14 protein-coding genes are annotated in these 20,444 nt (G+C 40.3%); 6 read left to right on the top strand and 8 right to left on the bottom strand.

The annotated features are described in order from the left end of the window. Positions 1–23: 23 nt before the first annotated feature. On the bottom strand, positions 24–1,640 hold the full coding sequence (locus tag DQW11_RS15955) for an OstA-like protein (RefSeq protein WP_113925101.1): 1,617 nt from the start codon (positions 1,638–1,640) through the stop codon (positions 24–26). Positions 1,641–1,690: 50 nt separating this feature from the next. On the opposite strand from DQW11_RS15955, the gene tilS reads away from it, so the two are divergent. The 4 genes from tilS to DQW11_RS15935 all read left to right on the top strand — a co-directional run bounded on the left by tilS (position 1,691) and on the right by DQW11_RS15935 (position 7,533). After that, complete coding sequence (gene tilS / locus DQW11_RS15950; protein WP_113925100.1) at positions 1,691–3,007, top strand: tRNA lysidine(34) synthetase TilS; 1,317 nt, start codon at positions 1,691–1,693, stop codon at positions 3,005–3,007. Between the two features lie 3 nt (positions 3,008–3,010). Next, entirely contained in the window at positions 3,011–3,535 is a 525-nt protein-coding gene (locus DQW11_RS15945; protein ID WP_113925099.1) for a Crp/Fnr family transcriptional regulator, read from the top strand. A 233-nt stretch (positions 3,536–3,768) separates the two neighbouring features. Then, positions 3,769–4,707: a malate dehydrogenase gene (gene mdh, locus DQW11_RS15940; protein ID WP_113925098.1), complete on the top strand. Its 939-nt coding sequence runs from the start codon at positions 3,769–3,771 to the stop codon at positions 4,705–4,707. A 102-nt stretch (positions 4,708–4,809) separates the two neighbouring features. Further along, positions 4,810–7,533, top strand: coding sequence for a hypothetical protein (locus DQW11_RS15935; protein ID WP_113925097.1), 2,724 nt, complete (start codon positions 4,810–4,812; stop codon positions 7,531–7,533). Positions 7,534–7,563: 30 nt separating this feature from the next. Here the strand turns inward: DQW11_RS15935 and DQW11_RS15930 are convergent, their stop codons facing one another. The 5 genes from DQW11_RS15930 to DQW11_RS15910 are packed head-to-tail and all read right to left on the bottom strand — an operon-like array spanning position 7,564 to position 14,989. Beyond that, complete coding sequence (locus DQW11_RS15930; protein WP_113925096.1) at positions 7,564–9,192, bottom strand: hypothetical protein; 1,629 nt, start codon at positions 9,190–9,192, stop codon at positions 7,564–7,566. A gap of 10 nt (positions 9,193–9,202) precedes the next feature. Further along, positions 9,203–10,360, bottom strand: coding sequence for a DUF4249 domain-containing protein (locus tag DQW11_RS15925; RefSeq protein WP_113925095.1), 1,158 nt, complete (start codon positions 10,358–10,360; stop codon positions 9,203–9,205). A gap of 33 nt (positions 10,361–10,393) precedes the next feature. Then, the gene (locus DQW11_RS15920) at positions 10,394–11,539 is read right to left on the bottom strand and encodes a DUF4249 domain-containing protein (protein WP_113925094.1); all 1,146 of its coding nucleotides are present in this window, start codon (positions 11,537–11,539) and stop codon (positions 10,394–10,396) included. Further along, a complete protein-coding gene (locus tag DQW11_RS15915; RefSeq protein ID WP_113925093.1) occupies positions 11,539–14,292 on the bottom strand; it encodes a TonB-dependent receptor in 2,754 nt (917 codons plus the stop codon). The genes DQW11_RS15920 and DQW11_RS15915 overlap by 1 nt, the downstream gene beginning before the upstream one ends. Continuing rightward, a complete protein-coding gene (locus DQW11_RS15910; protein WP_113925092.1) occupies positions 14,285–14,989 on the bottom strand; it encodes a hypothetical protein in 705 nt (234 codons plus the stop codon). Before DQW11_RS15910 ends, DQW11_RS15915 begins: the two co-directional genes overlap by 8 nt. Before the next feature lie 182 nt (positions 14,990–15,171). Between DQW11_RS15910 and DQW11_RS15905 the strand changes: the two genes are divergently transcribed. Then, on the top strand, positions 15,172–16,095 hold the full coding sequence (locus DQW11_RS15905) for a sugar phosphate isomerase/epimerase family protein (RefSeq protein ID WP_113925091.1): 924 nt from the start codon (positions 15,172–15,174) through the stop codon (positions 16,093–16,095). A 41-nt stretch (positions 16,096–16,136) separates the two neighbouring features. Beyond that, positions 16,137–17,399 (top strand): replication-associated recombination protein A, encoded by a 1,263-nt coding sequence (locus tag DQW11_RS15900; protein WP_113925090.1) that lies wholly within the window; start codon positions 16,137–16,139, stop codon positions 17,397–17,399. A 60-nt stretch (positions 17,400–17,459) separates the two neighbouring features. Here DQW11_RS15900 and DQW11_RS15895 read toward each other — a convergent pair whose 3' ends face one another. Next, complete coding sequence (locus DQW11_RS15895; RefSeq protein WP_113925089.1) at positions 17,460–19,337, bottom strand: hypothetical protein; 1,878 nt, start codon at positions 19,335–19,337, stop codon at positions 17,460–17,462. A gap of 286 nt (positions 19,338–19,623) precedes the next feature. Continuing rightward, the gene (locus DQW11_RS15890) at positions 19,624–20,355 is read right to left on the bottom strand and encodes a nitroreductase family protein (RefSeq protein ID WP_113925088.1); all 732 of its coding nucleotides are present in this window, start codon (positions 20,353–20,355) and stop codon (positions 19,624–19,626) included. Positions 20,356–20,444 lie beyond the last annotated feature (89 nt).

Here is a 20,444-nt window from a genome sequence, read left to right as displayed (position 1 = left end):
TCCCTGATTTTCACAGGATGTATTTAATTTCCTGATTTTAGTTTTTCTTCTAAAAGTTTTTGTATTTCCTCATCAGTTGGAGCGGGAACAACCGCATCAGGTTCATTAAAAAAATTAAATCTTTTTTTGTCTCTATTTTTCGGTGTTCGCCATTCATTGATGGCTGACATGGTCGGTTTTTCATCACCTCTCCATTCAAAGCCCTCCAAAAGCTTGTCTTTTTCTTCTATCAAATGGGGCGGTTTGAAATTGCCCTCAGGTTTTACCAGCCAATTTATCTTCTTAATGTTTCCATCTTCAAAGAACATCATGATATTGGCGCACAGCATTTTATTCATTCCTCTCAGCAAAGTGTCGCTGACAAGGTCAAAGTAAATCGATTCGCCGTTTCCTTGTATGTGCAGTCTGCTTATCTTTTGATCTTTGAAATATCCGGTCATTTTCCTGCCCTTCATCTGATTGTAATTACCAAGGGTATCGCGGTTTACGGTGAAAGCATTCTGAATTAAATTTACCCGGTCGATTTCTTCATTTACGATATAAAAACTAATACTGTCCGCTGTAATCTGGCTTTTATCCTCCCATATTACGGGGTCTTTGTACATATGGATCAAAGAATCCGAATTGATATAAACCAAAGAGTCTGATATTGCGTGCATAGCCGATTTGATCAGGCGGACATTGTGAAATGCATACAAAAACCTTTCCTCTGATTCCTCCTTTTCTTCTGAGATGAGGGTGTCGGCTGCCACATACATGGTATCAGTTTCCAGATATTTTCTGACTAGCGCATTTCCAAATACGATACTGTATTTGCGGTCCTCCCAATATTTCCCTTCATCCCCAAATATTTCAATATTCCTTTCCTTGTTGTAAAGGCTTACGTTTACTTTTCCCTCGTAGTATTTGTTTTTTTCTTCATAGTATAACGTCTCTGCATAGACGAGGCTAGTTTCTGTTTCTACGTCCCCTTCATAAAACCTAAATACTTTACTTTCGGTATTATAGAAACTTCCTTTCTGAGCGTTAAGAAGATGTCCTTCCTTCGATACTATATTGGTAACCCCGACAGTTTCAGCGGTTTTTGGCACGGTCAGGTATATCAAAAAATCTGTTTTTAAGGTATAATCAGGGTTGACCAAAATGACCTTATCGGTAAAGGTGATTTTTTCCAAAAGCGTTTCATAAGTCCCGTTTTCACTCGTAAGGACGTTTGTACTGTCCACTACTTTTCCGTCATTGAAATAATTGGCAACACCAGTAGCCCTGTTGTAATCCAAAAAATTCGTTGTCAGGGTAGTAGTTTGATTTTTGAAAATGACGTTGTTTCTAAGTTTGGCTGTTTTCGTATTGCCATCGTATTCAGCATATCCACTCGTAGTGGTGATCGGATCTTCAGTATCGACTATTCGGACATTTCCAAAAAGAATTGCCCGATTTTCGGCCCTAAAGAAATGGGCAGAGTCGCAATAAATCAGTGAATTTTGATGTTTCATCCTGACATCAATGAGTAACCTCTCAAATCCCTGGGCCCCTTGAAGCAGTTCTGCATTTTGGATTTCCAACATGTTTTGGGCTTGGAGGCCTAGATGGAGTCCAACATAAAAAAGAAGGGTAAGAAAATAAGGAAATTTATTCATTGAGATTTTGAATCAAGACGCAAATTAACCAAAAATGGTATTTTTGATTTATGGAAGAGCTTTTTAAAAACCATATACGTTCAAAAAAACTTTTGGATGAAAGTAAAACCTATCTCTTAGCTATCAGCGGGGGAATTGACAGTGTATGTTTGGGATATTTATTACGGTCTGCTAAAATTTCTTTTGCACCCGCCCATGTCAATTTTGGACTAAGAGGAGATGAAAGTAATCAAGACGAAGCTTTTGTCAGTGGGTTGGCAAATGAATGGGGTGTGAAAATCCACGTAATCCGACCTGGTAAAGAAGAAATTGATCAAGTTGGAATTTCTGTCCAGATGGCGGCAAGGGAATTCCGATATGGTTGGTTTGAGCAGGTCATAAAAGAATATGGCTACACAGGGCTTTTGGTGGCCCACCACGCTGATGACCAGCTGGAGACGATTTTTCTCAACTTATTAAGAGGGACAGGCATTGAAGGGATTTATGGCATGTCCGAGCAAAGGGGAAATGTCATCCGGCCTTTGCTGGGATTTTCAAGGTCGGAGATCACTGAATATATGATCCAAAACTCGCATACATGGAGGGAGGACAGCAGTAACCAAAAGAATGAATACAAAAGAAACATCCTTCGAAACAGGGTTTTTCCTTTACTGAAAGAGGAATTTCCGGAAGGACTTCAGATCATGGATATGAGTTTCAAAAGACTGAAAGATACCGGACGGGCATTTTTCTCTTTGTATGAAAAGTGGAAAAGTGAAGTAATATCCACAGAAGGAGAATACCAATATCTGGCTATAGAAGAAATCCACAATATCCCGGGAAAACATTCCATGTTGTATTATTGGTTGAGGGATTTTGGTTTTTCTTTTGCAGATGTTCAGGATATTTTTTCTTCTATTGATAAAGGGGAATCAGGAAAAACTTTCTATGCAGCGGATTTTATGCTGAATAAGGACAGGGAGCATTTGATTTTGGGGAAAAATGATTTTGAATGGGAAGAAAAAAAGATTGAGCGACATGAGATTTCTATCCGGATTAAGGATAAAATTTATGACCTTCTCCATTTGGAGGGTGACATAGATACCGATAAATCCAAAGAAAATGCGATGCTCGATCTGGACAAGCTCCGGTTTCCGCTTGTCCTCAAAAAATGGGGTGCCGGAGACAGGATTATTCCACTTGGAATGGACAAACCAAAAAAAATCAGTGATTTATTAGTAGATTTGAAAATGCCCTTGATCCAAAAAAAGCAGGTTTTAGTACTGTGGTCGGGTGATGAAATTGCCTGGGTGGTTGGACTAAGGATCGGTGAGCATTTTAAATGTGGGACAAATACAAAAAGAGTAATTTATTTCAAAAAAAGATAAACCATGGTCAATCCATTTTCCAGGACCTTCAATGAAAGTGAACTTGAAATTTTTCAATTTCTGTCCCAGGTCAGTTTTTTTGAGAAGCTCAAAAATATCGAGATGGCGAGATTTTTGCCCGCCATACACCAGAGGAAATATTTAAAAGACGAGGTGATATTTTTCAGGGGAGATCCAAGCCAAGCTTTTTATATTATTAAAAGCGGTAAAATCAACCTTACCATAGACATCAAAGATTCTTTTGAAGTGATCAAGGAATTGGGCAAAATAGAGGCTTTCGGAGAAAATTCCCTTCTTGAAAATGCCAAAAGAATTTACACGGCCATCGTTAGTACTGATCAGGCGGAGTTGATGGTCATTCCCCATTTTGCCATCCAGGAGGTATTTGACAGCAACCCAAAAATCAAAGCCAAAATGATGACTTCATTGGCAGAGTATTACAATGAAAACAACAGACGCCTTTTTAAATCTTATAAAAATTCCTTTGGTTTCTTTAACCTCGGAGAGATGTTTGAAAGCCCCCAATGATATTTTTCGGTAATTTTCATTTTTCCCGGATTCAAGTCCAGACTTTGCGTTTATCCTGAAATTCAATAGGATAAAGAAAAATCTTTTCCCAGGTTCTCATTCTTTTTCTGATTGATAAAACATCTTGGCTTATTTTTAAGTATTCAATCGTAATGCTTCATTTAGAAACCTTTGTTTAATAACTTAGCGCCTCTTTTGAAATCAATTTTAACACTAAAAATAAACCTTATATCATGACAAAAGTAACTGTAGTTGGTGCCGGTAATGTCGGGGCTACCTGTGCTGACGTATTGGCCTATAGAGAGATTGCAGAACAGATTGTGTTGGTGGACATCAAGGAGGGTATAGCCGAAGGCAAAGCCCTCGATATCTGGCAAAAAGCGCCGATCAATCAATATGACAGCAGAACTGTCGGCAGTACCAATGATTACTCCAAAACAGCTGATTCTGATGTGATAGTCATCACTTCAGGTCTTCCAAGAAAGCCTGGAATGACCAGAGATGACTTGATCGAAACCAATGCAGGCATCGTTAAGTCTGTTACCGAAAACGTGGTGAAGCATTCGCCAAATGCCATAATCATCGTGGTTTCCAATCCATTGGACGTCATGACTTATCAGGCACATATTACCTCTGGTTTTTCCAGAAACAAAGTGATTGGTATGGCCGGGATCTTAGATACCGCTAGGTACAGGGCATTTATCGCCGAAGAGCTAAATGTATCTTCAAAAGAAATCCAGGCTATCTTGATGGGAGGCCATGGAGATACCATGGTTCCACTTCCAAGATATACTACCGTAGCCGGTATTCCGGTAACAGAACTTATCGGAAAAGAAAAACTTGATGCCATCATCGAAAGAACCAAATTTGGAGGAGGGGAATTGGTCAAATTGATGGGTACTTCTGCTTGGTATGCACCGGGTTCCGCCGCTGCCCAAATGGTAGAATCCATCCTCAAAAACCAGAGAAGGGTATTCCCGGTTTGTATCAAACTTGACGGTGAATATGGTATCGATGACTGCTACCTTGGTGTTCCGGTGATCTTGGGAAAAAATGGTGTCGAGAAAGTTTTAGAACTCGATCTCAATGCTGAAGAAAAAGCCATGCTTGAGGTATCAAGGGGACATGTGAAAGAAGTTATGAATGTCTTGGACAAACTTTCTTCGAAATAATCAAAAATCTGATTTTATTGAAAAAATCCCGATCAAGTATCGGGATTTTTTATTTTATTGCTTTCAGGGGAAAATATAGCCATTCCCCAAAATAGTTGAAAATTGAAAAAAAGAATCATCATCCTTTCCCTCTTGGTCTTCTTCGGGATCGGAGCTTTACTGGTCTGGAAAATCTTCATTCAGAAATCAAACAGGAATGCTGTTGATGTCATTTCTTCAGAAGCTTTGTTTGTGTTTGAAACTGCCGAACCAGTATTGGCCTGGAATCAGCTGGTAAGCCAGCCTTTCTGGCAATCAGTATCCGCTATACCCGCTTTGGAAAATTCCGAAAAGAACCTTTTGGTTTTGGATAGCTTAGCCGGAAAATCAGGGATTCTCCAAAAAAACCTCAAAGGAAACCAGCTTGCAGTTTCACTTCATCCTACGGGAAAAGAAGAATTTGATTTTTTATATGTTTTGGCCTATGAAAATCCTGAGAGTTTTTCTTTGCTACATGATATTGAAAGTAAGATTAAGGATAGCGGCACATTAACTTCCAGAAATTACAGCGGGATAGAAATCAGTGAACTGAAAATAAAAAGCAACGGAATTACCTTGACTTATGCCATTATCGATAATCTATTGGCGGTGAGTTTTACTTCGTTCTTGGTGGAAGATGCCATCAGACATTCCCAAAACGAGGGCCTTTCTGTTTTCAGTGAATTTTACGAAGAGCTTTTTGAGGATTCTCCTCAACCACAAGGATTGGGAATATTAAGAATTGGGAGCAGTGGACTTTCCGGAATTGTAGATGGAATTGCAGCAGACCAGAATTTGTCCAAAGTCTGGAATTTTGGAAAGGACAAAGTGTCTGCAAATCTCCAAGTGGAATTTAAGGAGGATAGCCTGTTGCTTGAAGGCGGTGTTTTTTTCGATGGAAAAGGAAATGCCGGTCTAAAAAGTATAGCTTCCCCGACCATTAACTATTTCAAAAACTTGATCCCCGGCAGGACAGCAACTTATTTTCAATACCAGCTCGAAGATCCATTTGAGCTTTTTTCTGGATTGGAATCCGATTTTCCTTTCAATAGCATCGTCATGGGAGATATCGAAAATGGTCTGATCCAAAAGGGATTTAAAAAATACCTCCCCGGACATATCGCTTTCCTGAATATGGAAAAAATCCCCAATGAACCTCAGGATAAGATTTTGATACTCAAAACTGAAAATCCGAATGTTCAGCTTGAGTTGCTCAAAAAATTTGCTTTTGGAGAAAATCCGGGGTCGGATGTTTCCAAATTGATGGATGTCCATCAGGGGAAAGAAATTTTTATAATAGGAACAGAAGAGTTCCCTGCCCATCTTTTTAATGGGAGTTTTGTAGGTTTTGGAGATTCTTATTTTACATCGATTGATGATGTCATTGTATTTGCCAACAGCAGCAAGGCGATCAAACTATTCATTGAGGATTGGAAAAGTGGCAATAATTGGGGCCAGTCTTCCAACTATGAGAACACAGTAAAAAAATTGCAGGAAGAATCTGGATTCAGTATGGTTTTGGATATACAAAAATTCTGGAACAACATTGAAACAGCTAGTTCTGTTGGGTGGAAGTCATTTTTCCAAAGGTATGAACAAGAATTAAAAACCTTTGATAGGTTGTATTTAAAGACAAGTCAGCATGGCAAAAAGACCAACCTGCATATTGGAATCAGTTATAAGAAGGTGAATCTGGGGCCATCCGAAGAAAGTGTTTCCCTTTCTGAGACTGTTTCTGTTACTTTTCCAAACAGGTTGGTGTATGGTCCGGTAAGTATCCGGAACTTCAATGACAACAGCGTTGAATTTGTCGTTCAGGATGAGTTGAACAGGATTTACCTTTTGACCAATGAAGGGGAGGAGGTTTTTTCGTCAGACTTGGACGGACCGGTTATTTCCGAAGTTTTTCAATTTGATTTTTATAAGAACGGCAAACTTCAACTTCTCTTTGCTACCAAAGAAAAAATTTATGGAATGGACCGGATGGGGGTTTCCCTGCCTGAATTTCCTCTTCAAATAGCGGGTGAAACCCTTTCCCATTTGAATCTTTTGGATTATGAGGGAAACCGCAACTATAGGATTTTTGCTGCTTCTGAAAAAGGAAATCTCTATCTGTTTGATAAAAACGGAGCAGTTTTGGAAGGCTGGAACACAAAATCAATCGGTTCACCACTAGCCATCAAACCAGCCCACCACCGTGTCGCCGGGATTGGGGACAGAATGGTGGCAATGGGAAGTAAGGGAAGCATCCATTTTTTTAGCCGGAGGGGTGAGGTGGAGCCTGGAAGCCCGGTAAAGTTAAAAGGTGAATTGGGTTCAGAATATGTCTTATTGGAAAGAGGAACAGCCAAAGAGACCCAACTTGTAACTGTGACGAAGGAAGGGGAAGTTGTCATGGTCAACCTCCTGGGTGAGGTCACTTTCCGCAATCAGCTGCTTCGACCTGACCGCGAAAGCAGGTTTTATTTGGTTAAAGACCAAAAAGAGGGGAGATATTTATTCGTTGTGCATGAGTACAATAAGATTACCGTTTTAGACTCCGATTATAAGGAGATATTTTCAATTCCCATGTTGGCAGGTGAATTGAAGTTTCAATATTTTTCATTTGGATCCGAAAGGGACATCCTCGTGGTGGTAGATCCCACACAAGAGTTTATATTCCTCTATGGTTTGGACGGCGAGCTTTTGAATCCTTTACCGATCAATGGAAACAATAAGGTTGAAATTGAATTTTCGGAAAGCCAAAATGAGTACACTATTTATGCGATTGGATCCAATGGATTTGCAGCATATAAATTACCCATATAGCGGTATGGGTATTTTCTTGAGTCAGTTTACTCAGTTTTTTACCTCCACCGACTGTCTGGCAAATTTCATATTTCCGGAAGCATCTCTAAATCCTATGATGATTTCAAAATCTCCGGGAATTTCGGAACTGGAGATTTTAAGTGGAACGGTAAAATCCTGATCAGCATTCCAATACAAAGTGCTTCTGAAATCAGGAAAGTTAGGCTGTGCAGGATCAGGATTTAAATGGGGAGAAATTGGTTTTTTTGTTTTCTGGATTTCAGGGTAATTGAGGTAAAGTGCGTTGGAGGGAAGCTGAAAACTCCCAAAATCATTTCCGAAAGAAGTAAAGCTCATCACTCCTGAGTATTTGTCCTGATTGAATGAAAATTCCCGGGTCATTACCTCAAGTTTCTGGATTTTGACTGGATTGAAAGCTGCCAGGGCATCCGTGTCAAAAACCGGCATGGCATCTATCATAATAAGTGGATTTTCCTGAAATACCGAACCTAGGGGACTGTTCAAAACTTTGAACAGCGTTTTTTTATCCTGCTTTCTTACCAATACTTCCGGCACATATTCTCTGAGCGTAACTTCAAGATTTTCAAATCGCGTATAATCATCCAACAGATAGGTTTTGTCGGCATCAAATCCAATCACAATCGGAGCAAACTCTACAGAATCATTGGCATAAAAATAGGCAGTTACCCGACCTGAAGTGATCAAATCAGAAAGAAAATCCCTGTCTTTCTCTTCCAACTTCAGAACTGGGAAAGTGAAATCCTTTTTGAACTCCAGGGGAAGAAACGGTAACTCGGGAGAGAAATTGAGCTGTTTTTCGATATCTGATGATTGGGCGATCAGATAGTTATATGCTTTTAGGGCTCCGATTTCAAAATAAAGATCCCCGTTTTCCTTGGGTTTGGCTGAACTTAAAAATGACTGGACACCATGCGCTGAAAGGAAGAAAGTTTCTGTTGTATCAATCTCCGGATTCAGATTTTTCCCATGGACAATATGTCCGTAAGGTTCGGGAATGAGTTCGAGGTTATCCTTGATTTGCTGGTAAATCTCCCCGTGGAAATAGCCTGAATGGGTTTCTGGTAAGAAAGGATTTGCTATGGAGATGGAAATTGAGGATACTTTTCCCAAATTGGAACCGGTAAGATCAAAATCTGTATTTGATTTTTTGGACATGGAAATCACCTTTCCCTGATCCAGATTTGAAGCTTTTATGGGTAGATATGTTTTTCCTGTTTGTGTCATAGCCTTGGCTTTGGAAGGTTTATTGGGATTGATAACCGTGATAAACTGGCTGAAAACTCCTTTTTGACCCATCTTTGGACTGATTCTGGTATAGAATCTCAAAAGATAATGGTCAGATTCCAGGTCTTTGGGGATTTCAATATATCCTTCAGACTTTCCAAGATGAAGTGGGTAGATTACTTGATGGACAGGTTGGCCACTTCTGTCAACAAGCTCAGCATATCCTATTTTTGAATAGAAATTTTGATCAGCATCCAAAGCCTGCATCGAAAACCAAATAGTCTCCCCCGTGACGGCTATATTTTTGGATATATGGGCAAATACCGATTCTTCCAATTTGTTTTGGCCCCATCCGGTCTTAGGTAGGGCAGTCAATACAAATAACAGAATGGTGAATATTTTTTTTGTTGTCATTTTCTGAATGTTAATCTTCCCAAAAATCAGGCTTGATATTAGTTCCTCTCAAAGTACAATCGGTACATTGTCTTGTAGCTGCCCTAAATCCAATAGTAGTGGTTACCACTACAACTGGTATGACAGGTAATCTGGATCCAGAAGCAAACTCCCTTTCATAATCCGCAACAAGGACAGTGTCTTGATCGAGTTTACAAAATTCATATTCCTGGATAAAATAAGGCCAGGGTGCAACATCTTCCACGTCGATATAAATCCTTTTGGAAGTTGATTTCCCCATGCTGACCATTCCGATGACATTGTTTCCATTCGGGTCCAAGGATTTCATATTACCCCTGATAAGTGAAGGTAAAGGGCTGAAAATCCCTCCGATGTCATCTGAGTTTTTTCTTAAGATCTCCCAAAAATCGTACGTTTCTTGGTTGATTGCTCTTTGTCGGACATTGATACTGTAGCGCTGCATGAGTTTTTCAGATTCGAGAGGAATCCGTACCAACTCCCGCTGGAGAATGGTATTGTCCTGAAATCGGGAAGCATTTTGTAAAATGATTTTGGGAAACAAATTTGATTTCCAACAGAGATCTATTTTTTGATCTGCTTTCCTGAATTCCACATCTTTTGTCGCCGGATTGAAAAAAAACTGACTCCTGACACCTGGTCTGAAAATCCAGTCTTCTTCATAATCCCAAAGGAAATATTGGGCTTCCTCATTGCCTTTTGTACTTACAAAAATTTCAACTCCTGCCTCATCCCTCAAATAACCAAGTTCTTCAATCTCCGGTGTGACAATGGGGGTCATAGGTTCTGACAGATATTGTTGGCCATTACGGAGATTGATTCCTAATTGGTATTTCAGTCCCTGATCGAATGATGCAGAAACAGTATATACTCCGGCCTGTGCCTCCTGAAAAACCCATTCTTCCCCATTCTCTGATTTTAGAAATACTGAGGCCCCACTTTCAGGCAAGAAATTTTGGTTGCTCCTGATTGGATTTGTTCTGCTCAAGATTATCTCTGACCCTTCACCTCCGGTCTCTATGAATCCCTCCACTACGAGCAGGGATATGTCCTGGTCTGTCACCTCCGGCTCAAAGGGATCCCTGCATCCTGACAAAAAAAGGAGTGCCAAAGCTAGGCTTTTGATGGTATGGTTTAATTTTCTTTTCACTTAAAACTTCTTTACTTATTTAATAAAAGGTTTTCAATCTTCCCAAAAATCAGGAGCTATATTGGTTCCTCTTAGTGTGCAATCGGTGCATTTTTTTGTGGATGCCCTATAGCCAAGAAAAAACATCCCGTCGAAAATCTCTCTTGCCGGTACCCGGTCAATATTGTTAAATGCCGTCGCTGCTTCATTGGGCGGAATGGTATCAGAAAGTACAAAGCAGAATTCATATTCTGGTATGAAAACTCTCCAAGGCTGTACATCTTCATAATCAATATAAATTCGCTGACTGGCAGATTGGCCCATACTCACATATCCGATGGCATTCTCATCACCGGAGTTGACGGCTTTAATGTTGCCGCCTATCAGCGATGGCAGCGGACTGAAAATGCCCCCGATATCATCTGAGTTTTTTCTCAAAATTTCCCAAAAATCATAAGTAGCCTGGTCTATGGCTCTTTGCCTGACCTTAATGCTATACCGCTGTGTCAATTTTTCAGACTCGTTCGGTATTCTGACAAGTTCACGTTGGATGATTGTATTGTCGGCAAAACGGGCAGAATTTTGAAGGATTATTTTGGGGAAAATATTGCTGCTCCAACAGAGGTCAATTCTTTCATCAGGTCCTCTTTTGGAAACCGATCCATTTTCAAACTTCAGGAAGGAAATCACCCCCGGTCTGAAAATCCAATGTTCCTCATAATCCCAAAGGAAGTATTGAGCTTCATCCGTGCCTTTGGTACTGATGAATATTTCAACACCCGCTTCATCTCTCAAGAAATTCAGCTCATTTATCTCCGGGGTGACAATAGGCTTCATCGGGTCGGAGAGGTATTGTTTGCCATTGGGTAGATTGATCCCCAATTGGTAAGTATCGTCAGTATCAAAAAAGCCTGTATAGGAATAGGTTCCAGAATCAGTTTCGCTGAAAGACCACGCTTCCCCTGCACTGGAAATCAGAAATACAGAAGCATCAATCACGGGAAGAGCAGCAGAATCACTTCTTATCGGGTTGGTTCTGCTCAAATAGATGGTTGATTCTTCTCCATTTGTTTCTATATATCCCTCTACTACAAGGAGGGCTATGTCCGCATTGGTCACTTCAGGTTCAAAGGGGTCACGGCAGCTTCCCCACAGGAACAGCAACAAAACAGCAATTACATAGGATATCCTCTTTCCCATCAGATTCGGAAGTTATATGTAATAAATGGGATCGGCTCCGCAAATATGGACAATTGGTATCCCTGCAAAATCCCGTTGACAGGGGTGAAATATACCGAGTATGGATTTCTCCTTCCCAAAAGGTTATAAACGCCTATCGACCAAGAGGAATGGGCAAGTTTTTTTACTTTATGGTTACCTTCGATATTGATGGAAAAATCAATTCTGAAGTAATCCGGAATCCTGTAGGCATTTCTATTCGAGAAATATACCCGCTCAGAACCTCCATAATTGAATTTGGCAACCGGCAATGTGATTGGTCTTCCTGTACTGTAATTGGCATTGATGGAAGTGCTGAAGCGCTTGCTCAAGGCATAATTTCCCACCAATACAGCATTGTGAGGTTGGTCAAAATTATTGGGATACCATTCTCCTCCGTTGATTTTTTCTGCCATTTCATCTTGGGCGGTTCTGAGAAGTGACCTAGAATAAGTGTAGCTGATCCAACCGTTAAGTTTTCCGGTATTTTTTCTTAACAAAAATTCTGCACCATAAGCCCTGCCATCTGTTCGGAGGACACTTTGCTCAATGGCATTATTCAGAATTAAAGAAGCTCCGGAACGGAAGTCAATGAGGTTTTTCATATTCCGGTGATAAGCCTCCACGGAAAACTCATACTTATCCACTTTGATATTTCTATAATATCCGATAGAAACCTGATCTCCCCATTGGGGGCGGATATTTGGATCACTCAGCTTCCATATGTCAGTCGGTGCAATGGCGGCATTGTTGGTCAGCAAATGGATAAACTGTCTGTTGGTGTTATACCCTGCTTTGATAGAGGAAATATTGTTGAGGCTATAGCGGGCAGAAATTCGAAATTCGGGACCGCTGTAAGTTTTGATGGTTTGTCCATTGTTGAAAGTCGTCTCTCCGACTAAGTTGGGTGGAGAAATTGGCAATCCCGGTTTATACTCCCGGACAGTATTGGGTCCGAGGTAATTGTAAACAGCGTAACGCATACCGAAATTGATGGAGAATTCATCAGTGACTTCGAAATTATCACCTATATATATGGAAGTTTCCAAGGCCTGTTCCGGATTTACCTCTTCGGGAATGACTATAGATTCCGGACCTGCAGGTTCGATGAATCCCGGATTTAGTCGGTATCTGATGGTATTGAGACCAAAAGTGAATGTATGCCTCAGGTCATATTCATAAGAGAAATTGGCTTTGAAAAAATCCTGTTTGATGCCAAAGCCAAAATCATAGCTATTTGAGGGGTTGTCCCTTCCTTCGATGTCAAATTGATAATGGTCCCTTCCCGCTACAAATTCGCCTTCTAACCTGTCGCTGAAGTAATGGGTCCAACCTAAGTTGATACTTCTGTTTTGGTACATGAAAGTGGTATCTCTGTCAAACCCGAAGCTGTCATTGCTTCCATAGGTGTTCAGTCTGATGATGTTTTTGTCATTCAGCTTATGCGAAACATTGAGGTTTAAGTCATAAAAATTTGCCCTGCCATCTTTGAAATCGGTGTTTTCTTCCAAAATATCCAAAAGCCAATCAGAGTATGTTGACCTCGCCCCAAGTGCAAAAGTCGTTTTTTCCCCAACCGGACCTTCTACGGAAATCCTGCTTGTCAGCAATCCGATTCCTCCCCGAACGGTAATTTTTTCATCATTGCCGTATTTGGCATGCACATCCAAAACTGAGGAGAGCCTTCCACCATATTGGACAGGAATTCCTGCTTTGTACAAATCCACAGATTCCACCAAGTCAGGATTGAATGCTGAAAACAGACCAAATAAGTGTGAAGGGTTATAAATCGTAGCGTGATTGAACAGAATCAGGTTTTGGTCGGCAGCACCCCCACGGACATTGAACCCCACGCTGGCTTCACCAACAGTCTGTACACCCGGAAGCGTCAAAATACTCCTGATGATGTCCACTTCACCCAATATGGCAGGAATCTGCCTCATGGTTTCCATATTCAGTTTTTGAACGCCCATCTCCGGACGGGAGATATTGGTCATTTTTTCTGAAGAAATGGTAACCTCCGAGAGGGAAATGATATTTTCTTCTATCGCCACATCCAACACACCGTCGCCTTGAAGGCTTATCTGACGTTGCTCCACAAACCCACCAAGATTTTGGATGAAAATTGTATGTCTTCCGATTGGGAGTTTAATTTCAAATTGGCCATCCTGATTGGCAATGGCCCTAGTGTAGTTGACTTTTTCGAAGATCACGGCACCAAAAACAGGGTTTCCTGTCTCCAAGCCCGTCACTTTCCCCCGCAAAACTGCCTCAGTTTTTCCTGAATTGTCGGCCTTACCGATGACGTATAACTTGTTTCGGGAAAAAGCCCTGTTGATATCCGACTGACGGAGTATACTGTCTTTTTCAAGTTCTGAAACTTGGGTAAAAAAATCCAAAGGCAGTGATGTTTCCAAAGCTTTTCCTTTGGTAATAAATATCCTGTTTTTATCATCGATCGAATATTTTAGGTCTTTTCCGTCAAATACCCCATCAAGAACCTGTCTGATCGTGTTGTCTTTGGCGCTGATGTTCACAATAAGATCAGCCACATCCTCTTGTGAAAAATAAAACTTATACGAAGTCTGAGATTCTATCTGTTGGGCAAAACGGGGGAAACTCAAACCTGGAAATAGCCCTGAAATCCTTTCTTCGGCCCTTTTGGTCTCCTGAGCCCAAGACTTTGGAATAAAGCAAATCACGCAAAAAACCAACAGTATGATGAGCCTATTCATGTGCAGCCTGGTTATAAAATTCTACCAAAAAAGACAAATACCTACGGCGGTCATTTCTATAATTCAGGCTTTTTTCCTTGGCGCTCTGATTGATCAGTTTCTTTTCAAGAGAAAGAAAATCAATTGCCTGCCCTTTGTTTTTGACCTGTATGATTTGATCTCCTTTTTGGATCAAAAAATCAGACTTTTCTAAAAAAATACTGCTATACTGAGTCATTTCCCTTTTTGCTTTGGTTGTTTTAAAATGCTTGCACAATAGATTGGCTTCCTCACCTTCCTCCACCAATTCATAGAAACCTTTTCCATGGTGGCTGTATTCGGGATTTTCCATTATCCTGACAAACCTGATTTCATCCGGAAGGATAAAGCCATCGATCTTTTCGGTTTTGATCAAAGTTTTCTGTTTGTGGAGCGGATGAAATGTCACCACCTCATCCGAGAAAATATTATAGAGTAGCGGGACATTTTCATAAGTCAGTCCATTGATAGTCAGACTCCCATATTCAAAATTTTTGGATTTAAAATAAGGATACCCTTCGATGTTTTGAGGTGGGTCGACATAATATCCGCCACTGACAATTTCCTGATGAAGCGGTATATTTGACTGGTAGGCCTCTGTCAATTCCTTAGACGATTGTGCTTGGAGATTTGATACAGTACAGATACCTGCAATGATTAAAAAAAAGTAAGATTTCATAGGTTTGGTTTGTGGTATTGTTAGTTGGGAAATCAATATAAATAAAAAAACATCCGGAAAACCAGAAGAATTTGTGATTTATACAGGTGGTTGATTATTCTTATCTGCAAGAAGTATTTTTATAATTTCATGCAGAATTTTCAGAATTTTATTTTCAAACGAACTGAAATAACCAATAAAATATGACAACAAGAAGGAACGCCATGAAAGCAATTGGGTTGACTACCGGTGTGATCGCTACGGCGGGAATAATGAGTGCCAACTCAAAAAAAAGAAAGGAAAGTCAATTCAGCTATTGTTTGAATACAAGTACGATTATGGGACAAAAGCCCGGATTGATAGGATATCTTGATATTGCAGCCAAAGCCGGTTATGACGGGGTGGAATTATGGATCAGGGATATTCAGGAATACCTTGCTGCGGGAAATTCTGTAAATGGATTGAAAAAAAATATTTCGGATTCTGGTTTGAAATTCGAGAATGCTATCGGTTTTGCACCTTGGATGGTAGATGATGAGGAAAAAAGGAAATCCGGAATGGTACAAATGGAACAGGAAATGGAGCTTTTGGCTTCCTTGGGATGTGCTCGAGTAGCTGCGCCGGCCGCCGGGGTAACCGCACCCTTGGACCTTTTCAAAGCAGGAGAGCGCTACAAAGCACTATTGGATCTCGGAAGAAAAACGGGCGTTATGCCCCAATTGGAGTTCTGGGGTGCATTCCCATTTTTTCATCATTTGGGACAGGTTTTGATGGTGGCAGCGGTAGCCAATGATCCCGATGCAAGGATTCTGCCTGATGTGTATCATCTATTCAGGGGTGGATCCGGTTATAATGGATTGAAAATGCTCAACGGATCGGCTATCGAAATCTTCCATATGAATGATTTTGTCGCGTCTATTCCAAGAGAAGAACAGGCAGACAAAGACCGTGTTTATCCCGGGGACGGTGCTGCCCCGATGAAAGAGATACTGACAGACCTGAAAAATATGGGTGGAAATAAGGTACTTTCGCTTGAGCTTTTCAACCAGGATTATTGGAAACAAGATGCTCTGACCGTAGCCAAAACAGGGTTAGAGAAGATGAAAAAGCTTGTGAATGAGATTTAATGTCTCCTATCTCATACCTCAATTCTCTTATCTTTTTCTGAATGAACCAAATACCACTCGCCGAACGAATGAGACCGCACAGGTTGGAAGACCTGATCGGTCAGGAGCACCTTTCATCTCCGAGTTCTTTCCTGCATAAAGCCATCAAAACCGGAAATATTCCTTCCCTGATTTTGTGGGGGCCTCCCGGAGTGGGCAAAACCACCATCGCCAATATCATTGCCAATGAAATCAAAGCGCCTTTTTATACGCTGAGTGCAGTGAGTTCGGGAGTAAAGGATATCCGTGAGGTTATCGAAAAAGCAAAATTCCAACTTGGGGTTGTTCTTTTTATTGATGAAATCCACAGGTTCAACAAGTCCCAACAGGATGCGCTTTTGGGGGCGGTCGAGAAAGGGACCATCCGGCTAATCGGTGCCACTACCGAAAACCCTTCCTTTGAAGTCAATGCGGCACTTTTGTCCAGATGCCAGGTCTTTACCCTCAATCCTCTAGGCAGACCCGAATTGGAAGCCATGATCAAACAGGCTTTGGAAAAGGATGTGGACCTCAAAAAGAAAACCGTTGAACTCAAGGAAACTGAAGCACTTCTCAGGCTTTCAGGCGGAGATGGGCGCAAGCTTTTAAACTTACTCGAAATAGTCATAGATGGGATCAACCAGGATCCTTGCGTCATCACCAATGACATTGTCACTGAGATCGCCCAACAAAAAGTGGCTTTATATGACAAATCCGGAGAGCAACATTATGATATCATATCGGCTTTTATCAAGTCTATCCGTGGTTCTGATCCAAATGCGGCGGTGTATTGGTTGGCGCGGATGATTGAAGGCGGGGAAGATGTAAAGTTTATTGCAAGGAGGTTGGTGATTTTGGCATCGGAAGATATCGGCAATGCAAATCCAAATGCACTTCTTTTGGCTACAAATTGCTTTGAGGCAGTCAAAATCATCGGCTATCCAGAAGCAAGGATTATCCTTTCCCAATGTGTCACCTATTTGGCAAGTTCGCCAAAAAGCAATGCCGCCTACCTTGCCATCAATCAGGCCCAAGCTTTGGTCAGGGAAAAAGGAGACCTGTCTGTTCCGCTTCACCTACGCAATGCGCCAACCAAACTGATGAAGGATCTTAATTATGGCAAAGAATACAAGTACTCACACGACTATGAGGGGAATTTTGTGGCGCAAGAATTTTTGCCTGATGAAATAAAAAACCTAAAACTTTACGATCCCGGAAACAATGCAAGGGAAAACGAATTGAGAAAATTCCTGAAGGAAAAGTGGAAAGGGAAGTATGGGTATTGAATGGGATTTCAGATTTCTTAGAAAAAATCAGCCGCACTTTTTCAAAAGTAGACTTCATTTTTAATTTCTAGATGAAAAACTTTTCAATAAATCGCCTATCTTCTTTTTGGTGTTTTTTCCCAGGATTTTATGCTTCAATATCTTCACATCCTCATATATCGCCATACCTCTATCAAACAAAACGGCCTTGAAGCTTAAGTCTGTATTTATTTTTTTTGGAAGCATGCGGTCCAGTATTTTCAGGAGTTCCAAAGAAATCTCCCGGTAATACTTCCTTTTAAAATGGCTGATGTCCGATTCTAGGTGGGATTCATGATTGACAAATAGCCTGATGTCCAAAAGGTGACAGTTTTCAGCCTCATTTGTAAATGTCTCCAATGCTGCATTCATTTCCCTATATCTTTCTAAAACTTCGGGAGATTGGTGTTTGGAGTTTTCAAGTTCGGGTTGATTGATCAGAATAATCGGAATTCGAACGGGGATCAATTTCCTTAATTCATGAAGATTTTTGACAAACTGAACAGTTGTAATCCTTCCTAATGATTTGAAATTTTCCTGAAACTGGCGAAAATATTCCCCGGTTATTCCCGGTACATTTCTTTCCTTAAGAAATTTGAGCATCCGCTCATGGTCCAATGGATTCAAATAATCATTTCCAAAACCACCGGCAGATATCCTGAATTTTTCGGTTTTGTGCTCATATATTATTTGTGTGTAATCCATTCTGGTATTGAGGATCAGACAATCATAATTGGCCGGGAAAACTTTGGTGTCAAAGTACTTTTCGTCTGTAAAAATGGTGAGTTCATTACCCGTTATCATTTTTTTTTGATTGTCAGTCAACCGCACACTATCTAGGATACTTTCCGTATGGAATTGCTTCACCTGTACATTGTCGCGGGTTACATAGTTGACCTCTCGGGTGACATCAATGTTGTTGTTTTTCAATAAAAAAATCAGTTGGTCATATTCGCAGCCTCCTTTGTAGACCACTTTGGCAAAGTTGTTATCTGAGGGCGATTCGGAAACAATCTTTTCTCCATCGAAAACAGTTTCTTTGATCCATTCCGGTTCAGGTCCATCGAGTCCTTCTGCGACTTCAGGTAAGATGGTCAATTCAGGTTTCCCTAGTTTATTAAAGATGAATTGTGGAACACCGAGGTTTAATATCCGGCAGGAAAAAACAAAATGATCTAAACGGTGGGTTTGCCGGTTGTAAGAATAGAAACCCACTAAACCATAATCTCCATATTTGTCATATACCCTGATGGCAACATTTTCCAAATTTGGGTTTTCTATGAGCTTTTTAAAAGCTTCTTCATCGATCCTGATTTTTGTAAAATTCAATTGATTGGAGCGGGCGATCAATTCTAACAAACGTTCAGAGTGATTCCCAAGGTCAGTAATCAGTTGTAACCTGACATCAGAATCCTTCAGAAAATCAATGTTACTGTTAAAATTAGATTTTGAAATCGCTTTTTCTTCTAGAATCTTGTATTGTTTTAGTCGGCTGTGGTCTGTGTCGATTTTTCCTTTGAAGGCCGGATGTGTGAGAATTTTTTCAGCAAATTTTTCAGATTCGATATGGAGGTTTGGGTTATAAAAAATTGCTTCATTGAGATTGAGATGGTTATCATCCAAAAAAAGCACATTTACATCCCTCAATTGACAATTTTCAATTATTTGCTTGATAAGGACGCCTTTTGGTTGCCATTCAATAGCCGGAAAAACGAAGTATGACCATATCCCGAGCTCGGCCAGTTTCTTTTTTGCTTGGTCAAAATCATTTTTTGAGGCAATGCTGTTGATGATTCCCCGATTCGTCAGCTCTTTAACTAGATCAATATTTGCCTGAATAGGTGTTACACCTTCCTCTGAAAGTGTTCCTTTCCAAAAAGTGTCATCCAAATCCCAAATGACTAATTTGATGCTTTCCATAATAAATAAAATAATGCCAATGAATCGGTGTAATGATAATTCTGATTCTACAAAAATTGTTTACTAATTATTGGGGTTGGTAAATTCTTACCAAATCAAAAAAACCTCGAAATTTAACATATGGTTATAATAGCGAGATAAATATATTTTGCCTAAATGGACACAATTCGGGGAAAAAGGGTTGCAAGTTTTATCTTTGTGTATTTTTTAAAGCCAATGTCAATTTGGTGGTTTTAAATTTTTATTGTTGAAATTATGCAAATAAAAATTTCAAATTTCATTTTTTTTATTTTTCAAAGATAACCTCTTCGTTTGGCAATCTGAACCTTTTTCCATAAACCCCTTCAGGCAGTCCCTTTCCACAGCCAATAATCATATTGATTTCAGCTGCTTTTGGTAAGTTTAGGAGTTTTTTGACTCTTTCAGAATCGAATCCTTCCATCGGACAGGTATCGTATCCTTCCGCTTTCATGGCGTACATAAAGGTCATGGCTGCAAGTGCAGCACTTTTGTGGACTGATACCCGTACATCTGATTCGGTTACTTCCCTGACCATGGGTCTTTTCAAGGACATCATCCATGCAATGACCTGCTTGGTAATTGACCAAAAAGGATATTTTGAATACAGTTTTGGGACAAGATTTCCATAATATGCTTCGGCTTGCTTTTGTTTTTTGCCTGGTGAGTTCTTATATGTTTCCCTGATGTAAGAAAGGTTGGAGGCTGCCCTACTTTTCCACTTGTCCCGTCGGGTGACGACGACCACAAGTTCCCTTGCTGTAGTAGCAGCTTTTTGGTTCATGCAAAGTCGGGAAATAGGGTTTTTAAGTGCAGAAGTTTCTGGGATCCGGTAAAATTCCCAAAGCTGCATATTTGAACTGTTAGGAGCGAGGATGGCTGCTTCCAGGCATTTTTGGACGGATTGATGGTCAAAAGGAGTCTCTTGGTCAAAAATCCTGACAGACCTTCTTTCCTTCACGATATCGAAAAATCCTATTTCCTGTATATTTTCCTTCATTTGGTCAATTAAATTTTGGTTCGTTTATAGGCTTATTTACTTTTACCTATATTCAGAACCAAAAATACATTTATTTATCTTTTAACCCT

Origin of the sequence: Cognataquiflexum aquatile (assembly GCF_003316845.1) — a bacterium.
Classification (GTDB): Bacteria; Bacteroidota; Bacteroidia; order Cytophagales; family Cyclobacteriaceae; genus Cognataquiflexum; species Cognataquiflexum aquatile.
Note: the sequence above shows the minus strand (reverse complement) of the source record. Positions and strands in the feature narration are given on the sequence as shown.

Excerpts from the sequence above, each read along its gene's own strand:
- DQW11_RS15955 (WP_113925101.1), bottom strand. The coding sequence starts at position 1,640 with ATGAATAAATTTCCTTATTTTCTTACCCTTCTTTTTTATGTTGGACTC.
- DQW11_RS15895 (WP_113925089.1), bottom strand. The coding sequence starts at position 19,337 with ATGGAAAGCATCAAATTAGTCATTTGGGATTTGGATGACACTTTTTGG.
- DQW11_RS15915 (WP_113925093.1), bottom strand. The coding sequence starts at position 14,292 with ATGAATAGGCTCATCATACTGTTGGTTTTTTGCGTGATTTGCTTTATT.
- mdh (WP_113925098.1), top strand. The coding sequence starts at position 3,769 with ATGACAAAAGTAACTGTAGTTGGTGCCGGTAATGTCGGGGCTACCTGT.
- DQW11_RS15910 (WP_113925092.1), bottom strand. The coding sequence starts at position 14,989 with ATGAAATCTTACTTTTTTTTAATCATTGCAGGTATCTGTACTGTATCA.
- DQW11_RS15900 (WP_113925090.1), top strand. The coding sequence starts at position 16,137 with ATGAACCAAATACCACTCGCCGAACGAATGAGACCGCACAGGTTGGAA.
- DQW11_RS15890 (WP_113925088.1), bottom strand. The coding sequence starts at position 20,355 with ATGAAGGAAAATATACAGGAAATAGGATTTTTCGATATCGTGAAGGAA.
- DQW11_RS15905 (WP_113925091.1), top strand. The coding sequence starts at position 15,172 with ATGACAACAAGAAGGAACGCCATGAAAGCAATTGGGTTGACTACCGGT.
- tilS (WP_113925100.1), top strand. The coding sequence starts at position 1,691 with ATGGAAGAGCTTTTTAAAAACCATATACGTTCAAAAAAACTTTTGGAT.
- DQW11_RS15945 (WP_113925099.1), top strand. The coding sequence starts at position 3,011 with ATGGTCAATCCATTTTCCAGGACCTTCAATGAAAGTGAACTTGAAATT.
- DQW11_RS15930 (WP_113925096.1), bottom strand. The coding sequence starts at position 9,192 with ATGACAACAAAAAAAATATTCACCATTCTGTTATTTGTATTGACTGCC.
- DQW11_RS15920 (WP_113925094.1), bottom strand. The coding sequence starts at position 11,539 with ATGGGAAAGAGGATATCCTATGTAATTGCTGTTTTGTTGCTGTTCCTG.